The following is an 18,715-nucleotide window of genomic DNA, read 5'->3' on the forward strand; positions in this document are numbered from 1 at the left end:
TCCTTCGGAGAGGTCGCGCTACGGGACTCGGGTGCTATGGAGATATTTTGACGACCGCAATCAATACGCTATGTGTGTGATCGGGGTCAAGGGGCGACGGGGATCCCGGCCCATGGAGACGCGGCGACGGTTCACGTACCCGGCTCCCGAATGTGAGCCCGCACCCGGGCCGGCGCCGGTTACGCTCCGACGATGGAACGCGCAGAGGTCCTCAAGCGAGTCATCGGCATCCTCACCGAGTCCCAGGAGATCCGCCGGGCAGCCGAGGCCGGCGAGGGCGACGACGCTCCCGAAACGGAAGCCGGGGTCGTCACCCAGCTGCTCAACGAGATGCTGCCCTCGATCAGCGTCCCCGCCGACGCCTCCCCGCAGCAGGTGGCCCGTCTCGTCGCGGGAGCCCTCGGCCCGGCCCTCCACACCATGGTCGCGGGCTTCAGCCTGGCGTTCACCAGCCTCGCCATGGCCCACGACGCCGGCCGCACCGACATCACCTCCATCGAGGTCCTCCAGCAGCTCGCGCTGGAAGTGGAAGCGGGAACGTACGACGGTGAAGGCGACGACGACGGCGACGACGGCGACGACGGCTAGGCGTGTCGACGGTTGCGTACGCTGGCAGGTATGCGCACGCGCCCCACTCTGAGCTGGACGCCTCCCGTGGGCCTACGGCCCGGCACCACCGATCCGGAGCCGGTCGCCGACGCGCTGCGCAGCGGCGACGTGCTGGTGCTCAGCGGGGCGGGCCTGTCCACGGAGTCGGGCATCCCCGACTACCGGGGCAAGGGCGGGAGCCTGAGTCGGCACACCCCCATGACCTACGAGGAATTCACCGCCAGCGCCCAGGCGCGACGCCGGTACTGGGCACGCAGCCACCTCGGCTGGCGCACGTTCGGCCGGGCCCGTCCCAATGCCGGGCACCGGGCCGTGGCGGCGTTCGGGCGTCGCGGGCTGCTCTCGGGCGTGATCACCCAGAACGTCGACGGGCTGCACCAGGCCGCCGGCAGCGAGGGGGTGGTGGAACTGCACGGGAGCCTGGAGCGGGTCGTCTGCCTTTCCTGCGGCACCTTCGAATCGCGCCGAGAAGTCGCCCGGAGGCTCGCGGACGCCAATCCCGGATTCGAGCCCGTCGCCGCCGGGTTGAACCCGGACGGTGACGCCGACCTCACCGACGGGCAGGTCGGCGGCTTCCGTGTGGTGCCGTGCGCGCGGTGCGCCGGCGTCCTCAAGCCGGACGTGGTGTTCTTCGGCGAGTCCGTTCCGCCCCAGCGGGTCGTGCGCTGCCGCGAACTGGTCGACGGGGCACGCTCGCTCGTGGTCCTGGGCTCCTCGCTCACCGTGATGTCGGGGCTCCGGTTCGTCCGGCAGGCGGCCCGGGCCGGTAAGCCCGTACTGATCGTCAACCACGACCCCACCCGCGGCGACGAGCACGCCCTCACCCGGGTCGCGCTCCCCCTGGGCCCGACCCTCACCGCCCTGGCCGACCGACTGGGCATTCCGGTCGACGACCGGCCGGCAACCTGAGGCTCAAGTCCTCTGCGGGCATGGGCGATCGCCCCGCTGTCCGAAACGCGTGACGCTCCGTCCGGCATGGCGCACCCCTGCATTAGAGTGCTCGCTGCGCCGAGCCAAGGGAGATCATGAAGACGGTCGTCGAGTCATCGCAGCAGGTCGGCACAGCGTGGCGGAACGGGCCCTTCCAGCGGTTCGCGTCCGCCACCCTCATCTCGGCGACAGGGTCTGCGATGGCCCCCCTCGCGTTGGCGTACTCCGTCATCGAGCAGGGTGGAGGGGCCGGATCCCTCGGCCTGGTCCTTGCCGTGAACACCGTTCCCACGATCGTGTTCCTGCTCATCGGCGGCCTCTTCGCCGACCGCCTGTCCCGCAGCCGGCTGCTGTTCCTCGGCAACCTGCTGGCCGCGTGTGCGCAGGGTGCGCTGGCCGTCACCGTCGCCACCGGACATGCGACGACCGTGTCCATCGCGGCGTGCGGCTTCGTCTCGGGAACGGCGGCGTCGTTCATCGTTCCGGCCGCTCAAGGTGCCGTCGCGCAGATCGTTCCCGAGGAGCACCTTCAGCAGGCCAACGCCCTGCTCAGGCTCCCGGGCAACGCGGTGAGGGTGCTGGGCCCGGTCGTCGGCGGATTCGTCGTCGCCGCGAGCGGCGCGGCGTGGGCACTGGCGTGGGACGCGGTCACGTTCGCCGTGGCGGCCGTCCTGCTCCTCGGCATGCGCCTGGAGGCCCCGACCGCCGCGCCCGGAGGCGTCCTGGTCGATCTGCGGGCGGGTTGGACGGGCTTTTGGTCCCGCACCTGGCTGTGGACCTACACGGCCGCCGGCACGGTCCTCGTCGCCGCGTGGCTGGCGGGCTTCCAGCTCCTCGGCCCCCTCGTCGCCGCGCGGCAATACGCCGGAGCGCGCGACTGGGGTCTGATCCAGGCGGCCCTCGCCTGCGGCCTGCTGGCGGGAACCCTCGTGTGCCTTCGCTGGAAGGCCTACCGGCTGCTCGCGGTCGCGGTGGCCACGGGCGGCGCCCTCGTGCTCCCCCTGACCGCCATGGCCTGCGGCATGCCCCTGCCGTTCGTCCTCGTGGCCGCCTTGCTGGCGGGCATCGGACTCGATGTCGCGGTCGTTGCCTGGAACACCGCCTTTCAGCAGCACGTGCCCGCGGCGGAACAGGGCCGCATGAGTGCGTTCAACGGCGTAGGCGAACGCCTCGCCATCCCCCTCGGCTACCTCGGCGCCGCCTTCGCGGCCGACGCGTGGAGCAGCGAGGGCACGCTCCTGGCCTGCGCCGGCATCATCGCCCTCACGACCGTCCTCAACCTCTGCGTCCCGGACGTACACCGCGTCAACCGGCTCACGCCGAGCGACCGGTCGAGGGCGGTGAACGAGGATCGCGAGGTGGAACAGGCGTAGCGGACGTAGGGTCGCGGCATGGACGTGAGCGGCAGGGTCTGGGGCGCCACGCGGGCGGAGCAGAGCGCGTCGTACCCGTGTGACCTGCTCGTGCCGGGCCGGTCCGAGGGCTGGACACGGGCCGTCGACATCGCCGCCCCGCCCGGCCTCGTCTTCAGATGGCTCCGCCAGCTGACCATCGCGCCGTACAGCTACGACTGGATCGGCTTCCGGGGCCGCAAGAGCCCGCGCGTGCTGCTCCCCGCCCCATCCGTCCTGTCCCTCGGACAGCCCTTCCTCGTCTTCGAGATCGCCGGCTTCACCACCGACGTGCACATCACCGGCGTGCTCCCCGAAGCCCTGGCCGGGCGGCACGGGCACATGGCCGTGAGCTACACCCTGCGCCCGCACGGCGCAACGGGCTGCCGCCTGGTCGTCAAGGTCGTCGCCGAGACCGGGGCGACGACAGGCCGACGGCTCCGGCGCCGTCTCCTGGCCTGGGGCGATCTCGTCATGATGCGCAAGCAACTCCTGACGCTCAAGGAACTGTCCGAAGGATCGGCGCCCCCGTCCGCCGCAGGCCCCCGCGCCGAGTAGACGGCCCCCGGGACGTCGGCGCGCGTGACTGGGCGTCGTAGTCGGTTCTGGCGGTATGCCGGCAGAGGGGTGTCGTCCAGGCTGGCGGGCCGGGCAAAGCGCCCGACGGCAGTCATGGCCGGCCAACGATCAAGGTGGAACATGGTCACGAAGAAGCCCGTCCGGACAGGGGCCGGCTCTGGCGCGAACGGTCAGGACTCGGAGTCCGCGGTGAAGCTCCGGGAGCGCCGGGGCTCGATTGATGCCTTGACAACGATTGCCTAGTCATCGATCCTGGACGAGTGACAGCATCTTCCAGCGGTCTGCGTGACCACCTCGGCTACTGGATCCGGCGTCTCTCCGACGAGGTGCACGGCCGGTTCGAGCAGCAGCTCGCCTCGTACGACGTGACGGTCGCCCAGTGGGCGGTCCTGATCACCGTCCACCGCGGCGACGCCGTAACCACCCGGGAAGTGGGCCGGTACATCAACGTCGACGCCGGAGCCGTCTCGCGCCTGGTCGACCGCCTGGTCGCCAAGGGTTTGATGACGCGCGAACCGGACCCCGCATCCCGTCGCAGCCTGCGGCTGACACTCACCCCCACCGGGCGTGATCTCGTCCCCCGCCTCGCGGAGATCGCGGATGCCAACGACGCCCACTTCTTCTCCGCCCTGGAACCCGGCCAGCGACAGCAGCTGGAGGGTTGGGTGAAACGCCTGATCGACGAGGGCCGCCCGGATTCCACCGACACACCGAAGGTTCCATCATGAGCAACGCCGACACCCCCGCCCGTTCGGTCACCAAGACCGTCACCATCGACCGGCCGGTCGCCGAAGTCTTCGCCCACCTCGCCGACGCCGCCAACTGGCCCGCCTGGGCCGTGGTCAACATCCAGGCGATCGAACCCGCCCCCGAGGAGGGCTGGTGGCTGATGACCACGCCCCGAGGACCGGCCAGGCTGCGCATCCGCGGCAACGCCGAGCTGGGAATCCTCGACCACGACTACCTCGACGAACAGGCTGCCTGGCAGGTTCCGGCCCGCGTCGTGCCCAACGGCAACGGCTCCGAGTTCATGATGACCTTCTTCCAGCCGCCGACGTTCACCGACGCCTTCTTCGACGAGCAGATCGCGCTCGTCGACATCGAACTCGCACAGTTGAAGAAGATCCTGGAAACCGGCGTGTGATCACACCGCACGCGCCCCGTCGGCGGATGGCCTCTCCACGAAGGTGAGACGGGGAGTCCGACCGTCCCCGCGGCGCGGTCGAGGGTCGCTCGCGGCCCTCGGGACGGGAGGGGAAGGAGGTCCGGAAGGACCTCCTTCCCCCTTTTCCGCGCCGGTTCCGCGTCAGTGCTCCGCGCCACTACGCCGCGTCAGCGGGCCAGGAACCGGGTGGCGCCCACGTAGACGCGGCCGGTGGAGCCGATGGGCTCCTCCCGGACCGGGTCCCCCGTACGAGGCGAGTTGATCATCATCGGTTCGCCGTTCCTGGTCCCCGTGTAGATGCCGACGTGCGTGACCTCGGTGCCGGTGGCGGGGCGGAAGGCGACGATGTCGCCGGGCCTGAGGTCCTGCGTACCGGTGATCCGCACTCCGGCGGCCGAACCGGCGGGAACCTGCCCGCCGCCCGCGTCGAACTGCGGCTGGGCGTCCCGGGGAATCGTCACGCCGAGCGCGGAGTACACCTGGCCGGTGAGACCGGAGCAGTCGTAGCCGAAGCCGGAGGTTCCCGACCACAGGTAGGGCAGACCGAGGAAGGCGCGTGCGGCGGCGACCACGTCCGCGCCGCTCGGTGCGGCCGGCACCCTCGCCAGGTCGCCGGCCCGGAAGAACAGCCGGCCACCGCTGGGGGAGTAGGCCGTGACGACTCCGGGCAGCGGACCGGCCTTCACCGGGAAGGCGGTGTTGTACGAGTACTCGCCCGCCTGCCCCGACTCGCCGCCTGCCCGCGCGGCCTTGGCGGTGGCGTAGCCCCGGGCCGTGGGGCGGGCGACGCGCTCCTCGTGCGTACCGCCGGGCGCGCGCCGGTGTTCCGAGGTCAGCTGGCGGTCGGGAATCCAGCCGGGGTAGGCGCCCAGCCCCGCCTGGTCCCTGGGCGTGGGCTGGCCGTGCACCCATACGTGGTCCCAGAGCAGACCGCCCTGCCACTCGGTGCGGTCGACGGTCACGCGGGTGCCGTGGAGAGCCTGCGTCTCCCCGGCGACGTCGCGCCGCTCGTCCAGGGACATGCCGGCCAGCCAGCCCCGGATGTCCGCGGGATCGGTGGTCGCCGGAGCGTCCACGGGGCGGACCTGTTCGGGGCTCACCCAGACCTGGGCGACCGTCACATCGACGTAGCAGGTCGGGGCGGCGCGGCAGGGGCGGGCGGCAGCGGACGAGGAGGGGAGGTCCGCGGCGGTGGGAGCCGCGGGAGCCGCTGCGGCCGGAGCGGCGAGGGCGAGGAGCATCGCGGTGGTGGCCGTCAGGACGGTCTTCACGGAATACATGCGTCGATCCTGTCCAGGGCGGCGCGGCCGTGAACCCCGCCGCGCCGACCGGCCGGCCGCCGCGTCGATCCGGCGGCGGCTCGCGGTCCGATCCGCATCCGCCGCCGATGAGGTGGCGCGGTCCGCGACGGGACCGGAGTGCGGCGGCGGGGCGGGCCCGCGCGCCGGTCGCCGGCGGGCGTCAGGTCCGATCGCGTTCCGGTTGCCCAAGTCGACCGGACGGTAACCGTAGTTGCCTCGGAGCCACCCGCTCCCGGCCTATGGTGATCCCCGTGAACGCTACGGGCGGGGAGACGATCGGGGGCCGATACCGGCTCCTGGAACTGATAGGCCAAGGCGGCATGGGCCGGGTCTGGCGCGGGCGCGACGAGACGCTGGGCCGTGAGGTCGCGGTCAAGGAGGTCCTGCTCCCGCAGGGCGTGTCGGACGCCGAACGCGACGAGCTCGTACAGCGGGTGCTCCGCGAGGCCCGCGCCAGCGCCCGCCTCAACCACCCGGGGATCATCACCGTGCACGACGTGGTCGAGCACGCGGGCGCGCCCGTGATCGTCATGGAGTACGTCGTCGGCGTCTCCCTCGGCACCGCCCTCACGCGGAACGGACCGCTGCCGGTGCCGCAGACCGCCGGGATCGGCCTGGCGATGCTCAAGGCGCTGCGCAGGGCCCACGAGGCCGGGATCGTCCACCGGGACCTCAAGCCCGACAACGTCCTGCTGATGGACGACCGGGTGATCATCACCGACTTCGGCATCGCGCACATGGCCGACGCCACCACGGCGTTGACCCGGACCGGCACGGTCATGGGCACTCCCGCCTTCATGGCGCCCGAGCAACTACTCGGACGGCCGCCGTCCCCGGCCAACGACCTGTGGGCCCTCGGGGCCACGCTCTACGCCGCCGTGGAGGGCGAAGCACCGTTCAGCGGCGAGACGTTCAGCGCGCTGTGCATCGCCGTGGCGACCGAGGACCCGCGCCCGGCGCTGCGGGCCGGCGCGCTGGCGCCGCTGCTGGCCGCCCTCCTGACCAAGGAACCGGCTCGCCGGGCCACGGCGGAGGCGGCCCTGGCCGAGCTGGAGCGGCTGGCACACGGAGGCCGGTCCGGCCCGGTGGACGTCCCGGCGGACCTCCCGACGAACGGCCCGGTGGACGCGCCATCGTCACCCGGTCCATCGTCGCCGGGTCCATCGTCCCCCGGTCCGTCGTCGCCCGGCCCGTCCCGCGCCCGGCTGATCCGTTTCGGCGGCTGCTTCGCCCTGTTGCTGCTGATCGGAACCCTGCTCCCGTGGAACTTCATGGAGCACTACCTCAAGGCCTTCAACATCCCGACCCTGGTCGTCCTGATCCTGTTCTCACTCGGCCATGCCCTGCCCCGCCCCCGCTGGCACCCCGGGTGGGTCCTGCCCGCGCTCGTCGTGGCCGATTCCGTACTGTGGCTCCTCCTTCAGCGACTCCTCGCCTCCGGAGCGGGTCTGACGGACCTGGGAACCTCCTGGAGCCCCGGGCTGACCGCCATCAGCATGCTGATCTTCGCCACCGGCGCGTGGCTCCTGTGGTGGCAGGTACCGGGCAGCCGTCCGCGGTGACGGGACGGGGCGGCGGTCCGTGAGGTGACGCGTCGTGAGCGCGCCGCTCCGGAGTTGACAGGTGAAGGCCGTGCCCCGAGGGCGGCCGCCCCGCGCGGCCTTATGGTCCACGCGAAGCCCGTCGAACGGCGAAGGCTTCGCCGGTACCCGTCCTCACGCCAGGAGCCTCCGCATGTCCGCACCCACCGGTCTGATCGACGTCCACCACCACGCCATCCCGCCCTTCTACGCCGAGGCCCTCGGCGACCGGAAGGCCATCCCCGGCGTGGACTACCCGACGTGGACCCCCGAGCAGAGCCTGGAGGTCATGGACGCCCACGGCATCGCCGCCGCGGTCCTGTCCGTCACCGCCCCCGGTGTCACCTTCCTCGACGGACCGGACGCCTCGAAGCTGGCCCGCCGCGTCAACGAGTACTTCGCCGAGCTGGTCCGCGAGCACCCCACCCGCTTCGGCGCCTTCGCGATCCTGCCCCTCCCCGACGTGGCCGCCGCGCGCGAGGAGCTCCGCTACGCGCTCGACGAGCTCGGCCTCGACGGCGTCGGCGTCCTGACCTCGTACGGCCACCGCTACCTCGGCGACCCCGAGTTCGAGCCCCTCTTCGCGGAGATCGCCGAGCGCGGCGCGGCGGTCCACGTCCACCCGGCCGCCCCGCCGAGCCGCGACCTGGCCACGTTCGACCTGCCGGTCTCCCTCTACGAGTTCACCTTCGAGACCACCCGCACCGCGGCCAGCCTGCTCTTCAACGGTGTCCTGGACCGCCTGCCCGACCTGCGGATGATCCTCTCGCACGCCGGCGGCACCCTCCCCTTCCTGGCGCGCCGCCTCACCTACGGCGCCACCATCGGCGCCTACCTCCAGGACCGCGCCCCGGAGGACGTCATCGGCACCCTCGGCCGTCTCCACTTCGACATCGCGATGTCCGCCAACGAGTTCGCGCTCCCTGCCCTGACCCGCCTCACGGGCACGGACCACATCCTCTACGGCAGCGACTACCCCTTCATGCCCGCCGCCCACACCACCGAGAACACCAACGGCTTCGCCGAGTTCGACGGCTGGACGGACGCCCAGCGCGCCGAGATCGGCCGCACCAACGCCCTTCGGCTGCTGCCCGCCCTGGCCGCCCGGCTCACCGCCTGAGGACACGCCCGGTATCGCTCCCGCGGGCAGCCGCGCAAGGCCGGGACTGCCCACCGGGAGCGCCACCCGGACCAGGACCGGGGGTAGCATCCTCGACGCGAACGTTCTGGAGGGGGAGGGAGCGGGCGATGACGGCACGGATGCCGTTCCGGGGCGCCGCCACGGCGGCGCTGCTGACCGCGGTCACGGTGTCGTCCTGCACGACGGGCGGGAGCGACGAGGCCGGGGCCTGCGAGGTACGGCACGAACTCGACCAGATCACCTCGCGGTTCCCGTCGTTCAGGCAGCTTGAATCCACGTCGTGGTGCGGGATCGACCCGGACAAGCCCTCCCGGTGGCTGCCCTCGCAGAACGAGATCCGCCTCGTGGGCGTGCTCAACGCCGTGGACGACCAGGCCGTGCTGAAGGACCTGGACAATCCCGAACTGGGGTTCCGGACCGTCGTACCCGAGAACGTGCCGCCGGAGATCGCGAAGCTCCTGCCGGAGCAAGCCGAGTGGATGATGAGCGACCGGGTCAACAAGGACATCACCGAGGACCTCTACTCGGGGTCCTTCTACTACGACAAGCGGAGCGGACAGGTGATGTTCGACTGCTGGAACCCGATGCGAAAGGACGGTCCGGCACCCGTCCCGACCGGCAACTGAACCACCGGTGCGGAGAGCGGCAGCCGTCGCCTGACGGGCCGCCCGGGGCCGGGCGCGGGCCGCCCCGCCGAGGTGTACACGCGGGCTCGGACCGAGCGGTCGGTGCCGCTGCCCGCGTACCGCCCACCTTCGGGCGCACGGGCCTTCCGCGCGGGGGTTCACCTTCGCCCCCGCCTTCTCCCGCCCCGCCGACGGCCTGACCGTGCCGCACGGCAGCCGGCAGCCGGTAGCCAGCGGTTCCGCCCGGCGGGTCAGCCGTGCACGTGCAGCGCGAAGCCCGTGCGGCCCGCCGGCTCCAGTCCCCGCCTCAGGTGCAGCGAGGGGATCTCGTAGTCACCGGAGTTCTGCCGCCGGAACGCGATCGGCTCGGTCGACTCCAGCGCCAGCAGGCGCCGTTCCCAGGCTGCGGCGACGTCCGGGTAGTCGGCGCCGGTCAGGCCGTCCGCGCCGTACAGCACGAACGGGGGCAGCACCTCGATGCCCGGGTAGTAGAGGATGCCGTGATGGATCGGGAACAGCCGGTCGTCGATGGGGCCGTTGATCCCGCGGGGGCCGTAGTGCGACTCGGGGCCGCCGACGGTCACCGACAGCAGCGCCCTCCTGCCCGCGAGCGTGCCTTCGCCGAAGCGTTCGCCGTACTGCGTGTCGCTGTGCTCGCCCACGCCGTAGGCGAAGCGGTAGGTGAATACCCGGTCGACCCAGCCCTTGAGGATCGCGGGCATCGTGTACCACCACAGCGGGAACTGGAAGACGATCGTGTCGGCCCACAGCAGCTTCGCCTGCTCGGCGAGGACGTCCGGGGTGAGCGTCCCGGCGTCGAAGGCCCGGCCCGAGTCCCGGGCGACCTTGAGCGGACTCGACGCGTGGGGGCCGTAGTCCGAGGCGTCCACGACCGCCTTCCAGCCCATCGCGTACAAGTCGCTCACCCGTACCTCGTGCCCGGCCTTCTCCAGTGTGGCCACCGCCAGGTCCTTCAGCGAACCGTTGAGCGAGTCAGGCTCGGGGTGGGCGTGGACGATCAGCGTCTTCATCGGAACTCCTTCGGATCGGATGCCTTCGATCCTGGGCTCCGCGGCGCCCCGCGTTCAGGGACGCCTCTGCCGTAGGACGGGAGTTCCTGGTACTGACAGGGCCACCTTCGCGGGCTCCGCCCACCCCATACTGGGGGCATGGACGATCTTGCGGGCTACCTGCGGACGCGGCGGTCCAGGGTCGACCCGGCAGCCGTCGGCATCCCCGTCGACAGCCGCCGCCGGGTCGACGGGCTGCGCCGCGAAGAGGTCGCGCACCTGTCCGGCGTCAGCGTCGACTACTACGTACGCCTGGAACAGGGGCGCGCGACCCAGCCCTCCGAGCAGGTCCTGGACGCGCTCGCCCGCGTCCTCGGCCTCGACGAGACCGAACGCGGGCACCTCGACCGGCTCGCCCGCCAGTGCCGCCGCCGGGCGAAGGCGCCGGGCGGGCGCATCCGGCCGGAGCTGCTGCGCGTTCTCGGCCTGGTCACCGGCGCACCCGCGCTGATCATGGACCACCGCATGGACGTGCTCGCCGGGAACCGCCTCGCCCGGTTGCTCTTCGGCCGGCCGGTGCCGGGCCTGAACACCGCCCGGCACCTCTTCCTTGAGGAGGCCGAACACGGCCTCTACGCGCAATGGGAGAGGTGCACGCTCGACGTGGTCGGACACCTGCGCCTGGCCGCCGGAAAGCACCCCGAGGACCCCCGCCTCGCCTCGCTGATCGGCGAACTGGCGATGGGCAGCGAGCGCTTCCGCCTCCTCTGGGCCCGTGCGGACGTACGCGCCCGCACCCATGGGCCCAAGGCGTACCGCCACCCGCTGATCGGACCGCTCGAACTGCACCAGGAGAACTTCGCCCTGCCGGACGAGTCGGGCAGGGAGCTGGTGGTGCTGTCGGCCGCCCCGGGCAGCCCCGCCGAGGACGGGCTGCGCCTGCTCGCGGGCCTGGAAACGGAAGGCGGTGCCGGGGAGTCGGAAGTCGCCGCCCGGATCGGCGGGTAACGGCCGGGCCGCAGGCCGCGCGTGCGCCCGAGCCGGGGCAGTCGTCACCCGGAGCCGGTTGTGGCCGGTCAGTCCCGGTACACGAGGATGAACTCCCCGTAGGGATGGCTTCCGTGCCGGCCGGCCGTCTCGTCGAGGGCTGCGCGCAGGGTGCGCAGATGGTCCGTGGTGAGCTGGAGCGGCGGTTCGTCGGGCTGGTACGTGGTGCCGCGGGGGTAGTCCTCGCCGGCCGTGGTGGTCATCTCGATGTGACAGCCGAGTACATGACGGACGGGCCGGGTGGCGCAGAAGTCCAGCAGGCGGTCCACGGTGGCCGAGTAGGCGGTCCGGTCCTCGATGTAGAGCCGCCCGGGGTAGAGGGAGTCGCCGGTCAGCAGGAGACCGGTGTGGCGGTCGTGGAAGACCACGGCGGCCCGCTGGTGGCCGGGTCCGGGGACCAGGTCGAGGACGCGGCCGCCCAGGTCGAGCGTGCCGACGCGGTGCGGCCAGTCGGTGAGGCCGAACGCCGCCGTGACCTCTTCCAGTTCCGGTCCCACGACCTGGGTGAGGGGCCGGTCCGCGAACTGGGTGTCCGCCGCGGTGTGGTCACCGTGTCCGTGGGTGTGGGCGATCAGCAGCGAGTACGCGGGCCTCGGATGGCGTTCCAGCCAGTCCGAGACGAGCCCGTCGACCGTTTCCCGCAGGGGGAAGTGGGCCGGGTCGGCACAGGCGCCCGTGTCGAGGAGCAGCGCCCGGTCGTTGCCGAAGAGGAGGAAGAGGAACGGGGCTTCGTAGTGCACGGACTTGTTCTGGCGCAGCAGCACCGTGTGTTCGGAGTAGGCGTGGACCTGGATCTCCGGGGCCGGGTCGTGTTTCGGGGAGGGCCAGCCCGCGTGCCAGTCGACGTCGAGACTGCCGGACACCGGGGCACCCCTGAGAAAGTCGATCACCCGTCCAACCTACCCCTCGGCGTGGCGCGTGGGAGCGAGCCGGTCAGTCCGCCCCCTCCGTCGGCAGGCCTTCGACTGGGGGATCCAGGTAGGCGAGGCAGGCCTCCGCCACCTTGTGCAGGTAGCGGGACGCGGCGGCCCGTTCGTCGTCTTCGAGGTCGCGCCCGGCCTCGTGGATGAGTGACAGGAGAGGGGCGAGTTCGCCCATCACGTGTTCGAGGCCGCTGTCGGTGACGTCGAGGACCTGGCGGCGCCGGTCGCGGGGGTGCGGATCGCGGGTGAGGTGTCCCTCGGCGACCAGGCGGTTCACCGACTGGGTGCCGGCGGCGCTGGTGACCCCGAGCCTGCGCGACAGCTCCACGGGGCCGATCGGCTCTCCGGCGGCCTTCGCCATCACCACGTGCTCGACCGCCTCGACGTTGGTCAGCGGCATCTCGAGGCGTTCGGCCAGTACGCCCCGTGCCAGTTGGGTGAGGGTCAGGACCTTCCGCAGGGCCTCGGACAGCTCATCGCCCGCCGGCGCGCCGCCCGGCCGCGCCGGCGGGTGTCCCCCGGAGGAGTGGGATGCCCCTGTGGTCTCAGGGAGGTGTTGCGCCATGGCCAGGATTCTGCCACGGTGGAAATCGCTAAGCTACTTAACGAAAAGAGTGCGTTCCCGTGTCCCGTGCGCAGACCGGCCGTCCCCCGCGACCAGCTCCCGCCGCCCCGGACGGAGCCCGAGGCGGGCCGGAGAGCCCTCGCCGCACCGCCTGGCTCGTCCTGCTGCTGACCGTGATCGGGCTGGCGGCGGCCTTCGCTCTGGGCCCCGGCGACGCCACGACCACCGAGGCGACCGGGACGTCCCTGCCGGCCACCGCGCAGTCGGCCAGGGCGGCAGAGGCCCTCAGATCCTTTCCCGAGGGTGCGGCCGCCCCCGCGATCGTGGTCTACAGCAACAAGGACGGCGCTCCTCTCGGCGAAGCCCAGCAGCGGCTCATCACCGAACGCTCCGCACGGCTGGGAGCGTTGGGACTCCTCCCGCAGGCGGCCCGCCCGCAGTGGGTGGACCGCCGGGTAGCCACCGTCGCCGTCCTGCTGCCCACGGGCGCGGGCGACAGCGAGAACTCCGCGACGGTCGACCGGATCCGCAGGACCGCCTCCGACGGGCTCGCCACCCCGCTCCAGGCGCAGGTCACCGGCGGGCCGGCGTTCCGCGCGGACATCGCCAAGGTGTTCGACGGAGCCGACGGAAACCTGCTCCTCGCCACGGCCTCGGTGGTCGCCGTGCTCCTCCTGGTCACCTATCGCAGCCCCGTCCTGTGGCTCGTACCCCTCCTCGTCGTGGGTGCCGGCGACCGCGTGGCCGGCATCCTGGTCGGCGTCCTCGCCCCCCACGCGGGAGTCGAGGTCGACGCCTCCGCCGCGGGCATCCTCTCCGTCCTGGTCTTCGGAGCGGGCACCAACTACGCCCTGCTGCTGGTCTCCCGCTACCGCGACGAACTCCACCTCACCGACGACCGCTTCACCGCCATGGCCCGCGCCTGGCGCGGTACCGCGCCCGCGGTCCTGGCCAGCGGCACCACCGTGGTCCTCAGCCTGCTGACCCTGCTGACGGCCCAGCTCACCGGAAACCGGGGCCTGGGCTTCGCCGGCGCGGTCGGCATCCTGACCGCGATGCTCTTCGGCCTCGTCGTGCTGCCCGCGGCCCTCGTCCTGCCGGGACGATGGCTCTTCTGGCCCCTGATCCCCAGGACCGGAGACCCCGTCACCGCCGACCGCGGCGGCCTGTGGTCCCGTATCGGACAGTCCGTCGCCAAGCGGCCCGCACACGTGGCCCTCGCCGGGACCGCCGTACTCCTCGCCCTCGCCTCCGGCACGCTCGCCCTGCGCACCGGACTCGCCCAGGACGACTCCTTCCGCAAGACGCCCGAAGCCGTCCTGGGACAGCGCACCCTCGCGTCCGTCCAGTCCGCCGGGGCCGCCGCCCCCCTCACCCTCGTCTCCTCGCCCGGCAGCCGCGACCAGGTGGCCGACGCCGCCCGCCACGTCCCCGGAGTCGCCTCCGTGACCGCCGGCCCCGCCACCGCCCGCTACGCCCGGGCGGACGTCGTCCTGACCGCGGCGCCCGGCACCGACGCCTCCGACCAGGCCATCGAGCGCCTGCGCGACACCATCGCCGCCGTGCCGGGCGCCGACGCCCTCGTGGGGGGCCAGACCGCCGAGGCGTACGACACCGCGACGGCCAACGCCCGCGACACCAGGGTCGTCGTCCCGCTCGTCCTGGCCATCGTCTTCCTCGTCCTGGTCGCCCTGCTGCGGGCGCTCGTCGCCCCGCTGCTGCTCGTCGCGACCGTCATCACCTCGTACTTCGCCGCCCTCGGAGCCGGCTGGATCCTCTTCCGTACCGTCTACGACTTCCCGGCCCTCGACACCAACGTGGCGCTCCTGTCGTTCCTGTTCCTGGTCGCGCTCGGCGTGGACTACAACATCTTCCTCATCGCCCGCACCCGCGAAGACACCCTCGCGGGCCACGACACCCGCCGGGCCGTCCTGCGCGCCCTCGCCTCGACCGGCGGCGTCATCACCAGCGCCGGCATCCTCCTCGCCGCCGTCTTCGCCGTCCTCGGCGTCCTGCCCCTCATCACCCTCACCCAGATCGGCGTGATCGTCGGCATCGGCGTCCTCCTCGACACGCTCCTCGTACGCACCGTCCTCGTCCCCGCCCTCGTCCTCCTCACCGGGCGCCGCTTCTGGTGGCCCGGCCGCCCCGAGACCGCGCGGCCGTGACCGCGCCGTGCCACCGGGCACGGCACGCCCACCGGCCCGGTGGGCGCGCCGTGCCCGGTGCCGGCAGGGGACTGGCGTAGCGTGGCGAGCCCGCGAACCACCCCGTTCGGCAAGGAGCGACCAAGGCCATGCGGAAGCCCGACGGCAGGGACGCGGACGTGGTGGTCATCGGCGCGGGCGTCGCGGGACTGGCCTGCGCGGCCGACCTCCTCGCAGCCGGAGTACGGGTGAGCCTGCTGGAGGCGGCGGACACCCCCGGTGGCAGGGTGGCGACCGACCGCGTCCGAGGTTTCACGACGGACCGCGGGTTCCAGGTCCTCAACACCGCCTACCCGCAGGTCAAACGCCGCCTGAAGCTGCGGGCCCTGAAGCTACGGCCCTTCACTCCGGGGGTGCTGGTGCACACCGGCGACGGCCTGCGCCGGTTCACCGACCCCACCCGCCGGCTCCGGGACAGCCGCGACCTCCTGCCGGGCCGCCTGGCCCCGGCCCGCGACCTCGCGGCGCTGGGCGTGCTGTCGGCCCGCGACATGCTGGCGCCCGCCGCGCGGTTGCGGGGCCGGCAGGACGGCACCACGCTCACCGCGCTGGCCGACGCCGGTTTCTCGCCGGCCTTCGTGGAGACCTTCTTCCGGCCCTTCCTGTCCGGGGTCTTCCTGGAGGACGAACTGGAGACCTCCGCGCGCTTCTTCCACCTCGTGTGGCGCTCGATGCTGCGCGGCACCGCCTGCCTGCCGGCCGACGGCATGGGCGCCATCCCCGCCCAGCTCGCCGACGCCCTTCCCGGCTCCGTGGTGCGCACCGCCACACCCGTCGCCTCCCTGACGCCGGACGGCGTCCTCCTGGCGGACGGGGCCGACCTGGCGGCCGCCGCGGTCGTCGTCGCCACCGGGCAGAGCGCCGCCGCCCGGCTGCTCCCCGGACTGGCCGTACCGCGGGCTCGAACCGTCACGACCCTCTATCACGCCGCCGGGCGTTCGCCGCTGGCCGAGCCCACGCTGGTGGTCGACGGCGGCCGGCGGTTCCTGAACACCTGCGTGCTCACCGAAGTCCATCCCGGCTACTCCGTCGACGGGCGGGCACTGGTGTCGACCTCCGTACTCGGCGCGCCCGGGCCGGCGGACGAGGCGGCCGTGCGCGTGGCTCTCGGCCACGTGTACGGTGCCGACACCGGGAGCTGGGAAGCCGTTCACCGGGTCACGGTCCGCGACGCCCTCCCGGCCATGACCCCGCCCTGGCCGCTCTCGCGGAGCACCCGCTTCTCCCCGGGCCGCTACGTGTGCGGTGACCACCGGGCGACCGGCTCCCTGCAGGGAGCCATGGCCTCCGGGGCCCGCGCCGCCCGGGAGGTCCTGACGGATCTGCGCGCGGGTACGCGTACGCAGCCTCGCCGCGGCGCCTGACGCCCGCCTCCCGGCCCGTCACGCCCGCCGAAGGCCCGGAACGCCTCGGCGCGCCCGCCGTCACGACCGGCTCACGACCGGCCCCCTGATTCGATGCAGAACCGGTGCGACTTGAGGCGCGGGCTCCGACCGGCGCACGCTCGGACGGCCGGACCCGACCGAGCGGCCCGGCCCATCCGGGAAGGCGTCGGCACCGAATCGGAACCCGAAGGGCGCGGGGGAGCACGCGGGTTCCGCCGAGCGCGAGAGGGAGACCATGAGTGGGCGCAGCATCGCCGTCGTGGGAGCGGGTGTGGCCGGCCTGTCGGCCGCGTACGTGCTCTCGCGCGGCCACGACGTGGTTCTGTACGAGGCGGACGACCGGCTCGGGGGCCACGCCCACACCCATCGGCTACCCGCCCGCGGGGGCGGCACCATCGGCGTGGACACCGGGTTCATCGTCCACAACGAGCGTACGTACCCGTACCTGCTCCGGCTGTTCAGGGAGCTGGACGTGGCCACGCAGGACGCCGAGATGAGCATGTCCGTCCGCTGCGACGGCTGCGGCCTCGCCTACGCCGGCGCCCGCGGGCCGTACGGTCTGCTCGGCGGCGGCAACCTCCGGCGCGGCCGGTACCTGCGGATGCTCGCCGAGGTGCCGCGCTTCCACCGGGCCGCCCGTCGCCTCCTCGCCTCCGGCGACGAGACGGCCACCCTCGGCTCCTTCCTCCAACGCGCAGGCTTCACCGCGTACTTCGCGGGGCACTTCGCACTTCCCCTCGTCTCCGCGGTCTGGTCCTGTCCGCCGGACACGGCGCTGCGCCACCCCGCGGCCTACCTGTTCCGGTTCCTGGACCACCACGGCCTGCTGTCCGTCACCGGCTCCCCGCAGTGGAAGACGGTCACCGGCGGCTCCTCCGCCTACGTCGAGAAGATCGCCAAGACGCTGTTCTCCGTGCGGACGACCACCCCCGTCCGGGCGGTCGTGCGCGGTACGGACCGCGTACGGGTGACGACCGGCGACGGTGAGAGCGCCGACCACGCCGCCGTCGTGATCGCCGTCCACCCCGATCAGGCCCTGCGCCTCCTCGCGGACGCCACGCCCGCCGAACGCAGGATCCTCGGGGCGTTCACGTACACCCGCAACCCGACCGTCCTGCACCGGGACGCCTCGGTGCTGCCCGCTCTGCCGCACGCCCGCGCGGGCTGGAACTACTGGCTGCCTTCGTGCCGCTCCCGCCCCGGGACGGTGCAGGTCAGCTACGACATGAACCGCCTGCAGAGGCTCGCCGGGGACGAGCCGCACATCGTCACCCTCAACGAGGACGGCCGCGTCGACGAAGGAACGGTCATCGCCCGCACGGTCTACGAACACCCGGTCCACACGCACCGCTCCGTCGCCGCGCAGCGCGAACTGCCCGGCCTCACCACCTCGGTGACGGCGTTCGCCGGCGCCTACCACGGCTGGGGGTTCCACGAGGACGGCTGCCGCTCCGGAGTCGAAGCGGCCCGGGCTCTGGGGGTGAACTGGTGACCCCCGCGCCCGTGACCCCCGCGCCCGTGACCCCCTCGATCTATGCCTGCGAGGTCACCCACGTCCGCACCGTGCCGGTGCGCCACTCCCTGCGCCGGCGCACCTACCTGTGGCTGGTCGACCTCGACGACCTGCCGCGCCTGCCCCGTTTCCTGCGCCCCCTCGCCCGCTTCGACGCCCGCGATCACTTCGGCGGCCGGGCTCCCACCATCCGGGCCGGACTGGACGCCTTCCTGGCGCGGCAGGGGGTGACGGACGCCGGCGGACGCGTGATGATGCTCGCGCACGCCAGGGTGTTCCACCACGTGTTCAACCCGCTGACCCTGTACTGGTGCCACGACCGCGCCGGGCGCCAGGTGTGCGTGGTCGCCGAGGTGCACAACACGTACGGCGGCCGCCACTGCTACCTGCTGCGGCCCGACGCGAACGGGCGGGCGGACGCCGCCAAGACGTTCCACGTATCGCCGTTCTTCGACGTCGAGGGCTCCTACCGGATGCGCCTGCCACTGCCGGGCGAGCGCCTCGACCTCAGCGTCCAGCTACGGCACGGGGACGGCAGCCGCCCCCTGACCGCCACCGTCCGCGGCCGCCGCCGCGCGGCCGGCGCGCCGGGGCTGCTGGCCGCGGCGCTCAGCCACCCCTGGTCGACGCTCGCCGTCACCCTCGGCATCCGCTGGCACGGCGTACGCCTCTGCCTCAAGGGGCTTCCCGTCCGCCCCCGACCCGTACACCCGACCCGAGAGGGCATGCTGTGACCAGCTCGC

The 18,715-nt window shown here is 72.8% G+C and carries 18 protein-coding genes; 14 read left to right on the forward strand and 4 right to left on the reverse strand.

The genetic code is table 11. From position 1 onward, the window contains the following. The first annotated feature begins 192 nt into the window (after window positions 1-192). From ACFYXV_RS30930 to ACFYXV_RS30955, 6 genes are all read left to right on the forward strand, one after another. Complete coding sequence (locus ACFYXV_RS30930; RefSeq protein ID WP_389384655.1) at window positions 193-588, forward strand: hypothetical protein; 396 nt, start codon at window positions 193-195, stop codon at window positions 586-588. Between the two features lie 30 nt (window positions 589-618). Further along, the gene (locus tag ACFYXV_RS30935) at window positions 619-1,518 is read left to right on the forward strand and encodes an NAD-dependent protein deacetylase (protein WP_385462639.1); all 900 of its coding nucleotides are present in this window, start codon (window positions 619-621) and stop codon (window positions 1,516-1,518) included. Between the two features lie 116 nt (window positions 1,519-1,634). After that, window positions 1,635-2,912, forward strand: a complete 1,278-nt coding sequence (locus tag ACFYXV_RS30940; protein ID WP_389384656.1) for an MFS transporter — start codon at window positions 1,635-1,637, stop codon at window positions 2,910-2,912. A gap of 18 nt (window positions 2,913-2,930) precedes the next feature. After that, on the forward strand, window positions 2,931-3,488 hold the full coding sequence (locus ACFYXV_RS30945; RefSeq protein ID WP_389384657.1) for a hypothetical protein: 558 nt from the start codon (window positions 2,931-2,933) through the stop codon (window positions 3,486-3,488). Window positions 3,489-3,769: 281 nt separating this feature from the next. Continuing rightward, window positions 3,770-4,237: a MarR family winged helix-turn-helix transcriptional regulator gene (locus ACFYXV_RS30950; protein WP_385462630.1), complete on the forward strand. Its 468-nt coding sequence runs from the start codon at window positions 3,770-3,772 to the stop codon at window positions 4,235-4,237. After that, window positions 4,234-4,653 carry an SRPBCC family protein gene (locus ACFYXV_RS30955; RefSeq protein ID WP_383351136.1) on the forward strand — a complete coding sequence of 140 codons (420 nt, stop codon included), beginning with the start codon at window positions 4,234-4,236 and terminating at the stop codon, window positions 4,651-4,653. The genes ACFYXV_RS30950 and ACFYXV_RS30955 overlap by 4 nt, the downstream gene beginning before the upstream one ends. Window positions 4,654-4,841: 188 nt before the next feature. Here ACFYXV_RS30955 and ACFYXV_RS30960 read toward each other — a convergent pair whose 3' ends face one another. Continuing rightward, entirely contained in the window at window positions 4,842-5,954 is a 1,113-nt protein-coding gene (locus ACFYXV_RS30960; RefSeq protein WP_385462626.1) for a C40 family peptidase, read from the reverse strand. Between the two features lie 272 nt (window positions 5,955-6,226). Between ACFYXV_RS30960 and ACFYXV_RS30965 the strand changes: the two genes are divergently transcribed. From ACFYXV_RS30965 to ACFYXV_RS30975, 3 genes are all read left to right on the forward strand, one after another. Then, window positions 6,227-7,537, forward strand: a complete 1,311-nt coding sequence (locus ACFYXV_RS30965) for a serine/threonine-protein kinase (protein ID WP_389384658.1) — start codon at window positions 6,227-6,229, stop codon at window positions 7,535-7,537. Window positions 7,538-7,709: 172 nt separating this feature from the next. After that, window positions 7,710-8,675 (forward strand): amidohydrolase family protein, encoded by a 966-nt coding sequence (locus tag ACFYXV_RS30970; RefSeq protein ID WP_389384659.1) that lies wholly within the window; start codon window positions 7,710-7,712, stop codon window positions 8,673-8,675. 128 nt (window positions 8,676-8,803) lie between these two features. Beyond that, on the forward strand, window positions 8,804-9,322 hold the full coding sequence (locus tag ACFYXV_RS30975; RefSeq protein WP_389384660.1) for a hypothetical protein: 519 nt from the start codon (window positions 8,804-8,806) through the stop codon (window positions 9,320-9,322). A gap of 251 nt (window positions 9,323-9,573) precedes the next feature. On the opposite strand, the gene ACFYXV_RS30980 is transcribed toward ACFYXV_RS30975, so the two are convergent. After that, entirely contained in the window at window positions 9,574-10,353 is a 780-nt protein-coding gene (locus ACFYXV_RS30980) for an NAD(P)H-dependent oxidoreductase (RefSeq protein ID WP_389384661.1), read from the reverse strand. 138 nt (window positions 10,354-10,491) lie between these two features. On the opposite strand from ACFYXV_RS30980, the gene ACFYXV_RS30985 reads away from it, so the two are divergent. Continuing rightward, entirely contained in the window at window positions 10,492-11,340 is an 849-nt protein-coding gene (locus ACFYXV_RS30985) for a helix-turn-helix transcriptional regulator (protein WP_385462613.1), read from the forward strand. Window positions 11,341-11,408: 68 nt separating this feature from the next. Here ACFYXV_RS30985 and ACFYXV_RS30990 read toward each other — a convergent pair whose 3' ends face one another. After that, window positions 11,409-12,242, reverse strand: a complete 834-nt coding sequence (locus ACFYXV_RS30990; RefSeq protein WP_389384662.1) for an MBL fold metallo-hydrolase — start codon at window positions 12,240-12,242, stop codon at window positions 11,409-11,411. 70 nt (window positions 12,243-12,312) lie between these two features. After that, complete coding sequence (locus ACFYXV_RS30995) at window positions 12,313-12,867, reverse strand: MarR family transcriptional regulator (RefSeq protein WP_385462607.1); 555 nt, start codon at window positions 12,865-12,867, stop codon at window positions 12,313-12,315. 59 nt (window positions 12,868-12,926) lie between these two features. On the opposite strand from ACFYXV_RS30995, the gene ACFYXV_RS31000 reads away from it, so the two are divergent. The 4 genes from ACFYXV_RS31000 (at window position 12,927) to ACFYXV_RS31015 (ending at window position 18,706) form a co-directional block, all read left to right on the forward strand. Then, on the forward strand, window positions 12,927-15,035 hold the full coding sequence (locus ACFYXV_RS31000; protein ID WP_389384663.1) for an MMPL family transporter: 2,109 nt from the start codon (window positions 12,927-12,929) through the stop codon (window positions 15,033-15,035). 128 nt (window positions 15,036-15,163) lie between these two features. After that, entirely contained in the window at window positions 15,164-16,438 is a 1,275-nt protein-coding gene (locus tag ACFYXV_RS31005; RefSeq protein WP_389384664.1) for an FAD-dependent oxidoreductase, read from the forward strand. A 256-nt stretch (window positions 16,439-16,694) separates the two neighbouring features. Further along, window positions 16,695-17,951 (forward strand): NAD(P)/FAD-dependent oxidoreductase, encoded by a 1,257-nt coding sequence (locus ACFYXV_RS31010; protein ID WP_389384665.1) that lies wholly within the window; start codon window positions 16,695-16,697, stop codon window positions 17,949-17,951. Next, window positions 17,948-18,706, forward strand: coding sequence for a DUF1365 domain-containing protein (locus tag ACFYXV_RS31015; RefSeq protein WP_389384666.1), 759 nt, complete (start codon window positions 17,948-17,950; stop codon window positions 18,704-18,706). Before ACFYXV_RS31010 ends, ACFYXV_RS31015 begins: the two co-directional genes overlap by 4 nt. Window positions 18,707-18,715: the final 9 nt, after the last annotated feature.

The sequence above is a fragment of the Streptomyces sp. NPDC002181 genome (assembly GCF_042890485.1).
Classification (GTDB): domain Bacteria; phylum Actinomycetota; class Actinomycetes; order Streptomycetales; family Streptomycetaceae; genus Streptomyces.

Excerpts from the sequence above, each read along its gene's own strand:
- ACFYXV_RS30930 (WP_389384655.1), top strand. The coding sequence starts at position 193 with ATGGAACGCGCAGAGGTCCTCAAGCGAGTCATCGGCATCCTCACCGAG.
- ACFYXV_RS30935 (WP_385462639.1), top strand. The coding sequence starts at position 619 with ATGCGCACGCGCCCCACTCTGAGCTGGACGCCTCCCGTGGGCCTACGG.
- ACFYXV_RS30940 (WP_389384656.1), top strand. The coding sequence starts at position 1,635 with ATGAAGACGGTCGTCGAGTCATCGCAGCAGGTCGGCACAGCGTGGCGG.
- ACFYXV_RS30945 (WP_389384657.1), top strand. The coding sequence starts at position 2,931 with ATGGACGTGAGCGGCAGGGTCTGGGGCGCCACGCGGGCGGAGCAGAGC.
- ACFYXV_RS30955 (WP_383351136.1), top strand. The coding sequence starts at position 4,234 with ATGAGCAACGCCGACACCCCCGCCCGTTCGGTCACCAAGACCGTCACC.
- ACFYXV_RS30960 (WP_385462626.1), bottom strand. The coding sequence starts at position 5,954 with ATGTATTCCGTGAAGACCGTCCTGACGGCCACCACCGCGATGCTCCTC.
- ACFYXV_RS30970 (WP_389384659.1), top strand. The coding sequence starts at position 7,710 with ATGTCCGCACCCACCGGTCTGATCGACGTCCACCACCACGCCATCCCG.
- ACFYXV_RS30975 (WP_389384660.1), top strand. The coding sequence starts at position 8,804 with ATGACGGCACGGATGCCGTTCCGGGGCGCCGCCACGGCGGCGCTGCTG.
- ACFYXV_RS30980 (WP_389384661.1), bottom strand. The coding sequence starts at position 10,353 with ATGAAGACGCTGATCGTCCACGCCCACCCCGAGCCTGACTCGCTCAAC.
- ACFYXV_RS30985 (WP_385462613.1), top strand. The coding sequence starts at position 10,492 with ATGGACGATCTTGCGGGCTACCTGCGGACGCGGCGGTCCAGGGTCGAC.
- ACFYXV_RS30995 (WP_385462607.1), bottom strand. The coding sequence starts at position 12,867 with ATGGCGCAACACCTCCCTGAGACCACAGGGGCATCCCACTCCTCCGGG.
- ACFYXV_RS31005 (WP_389384664.1), top strand. The coding sequence starts at position 15,164 with ATGCGGAAGCCCGACGGCAGGGACGCGGACGTGGTGGTCATCGGCGCG.
- ACFYXV_RS31010 (WP_389384665.1), top strand. The coding sequence starts at position 16,695 with ATGAGTGGGCGCAGCATCGCCGTCGTGGGAGCGGGTGTGGCCGGCCTG.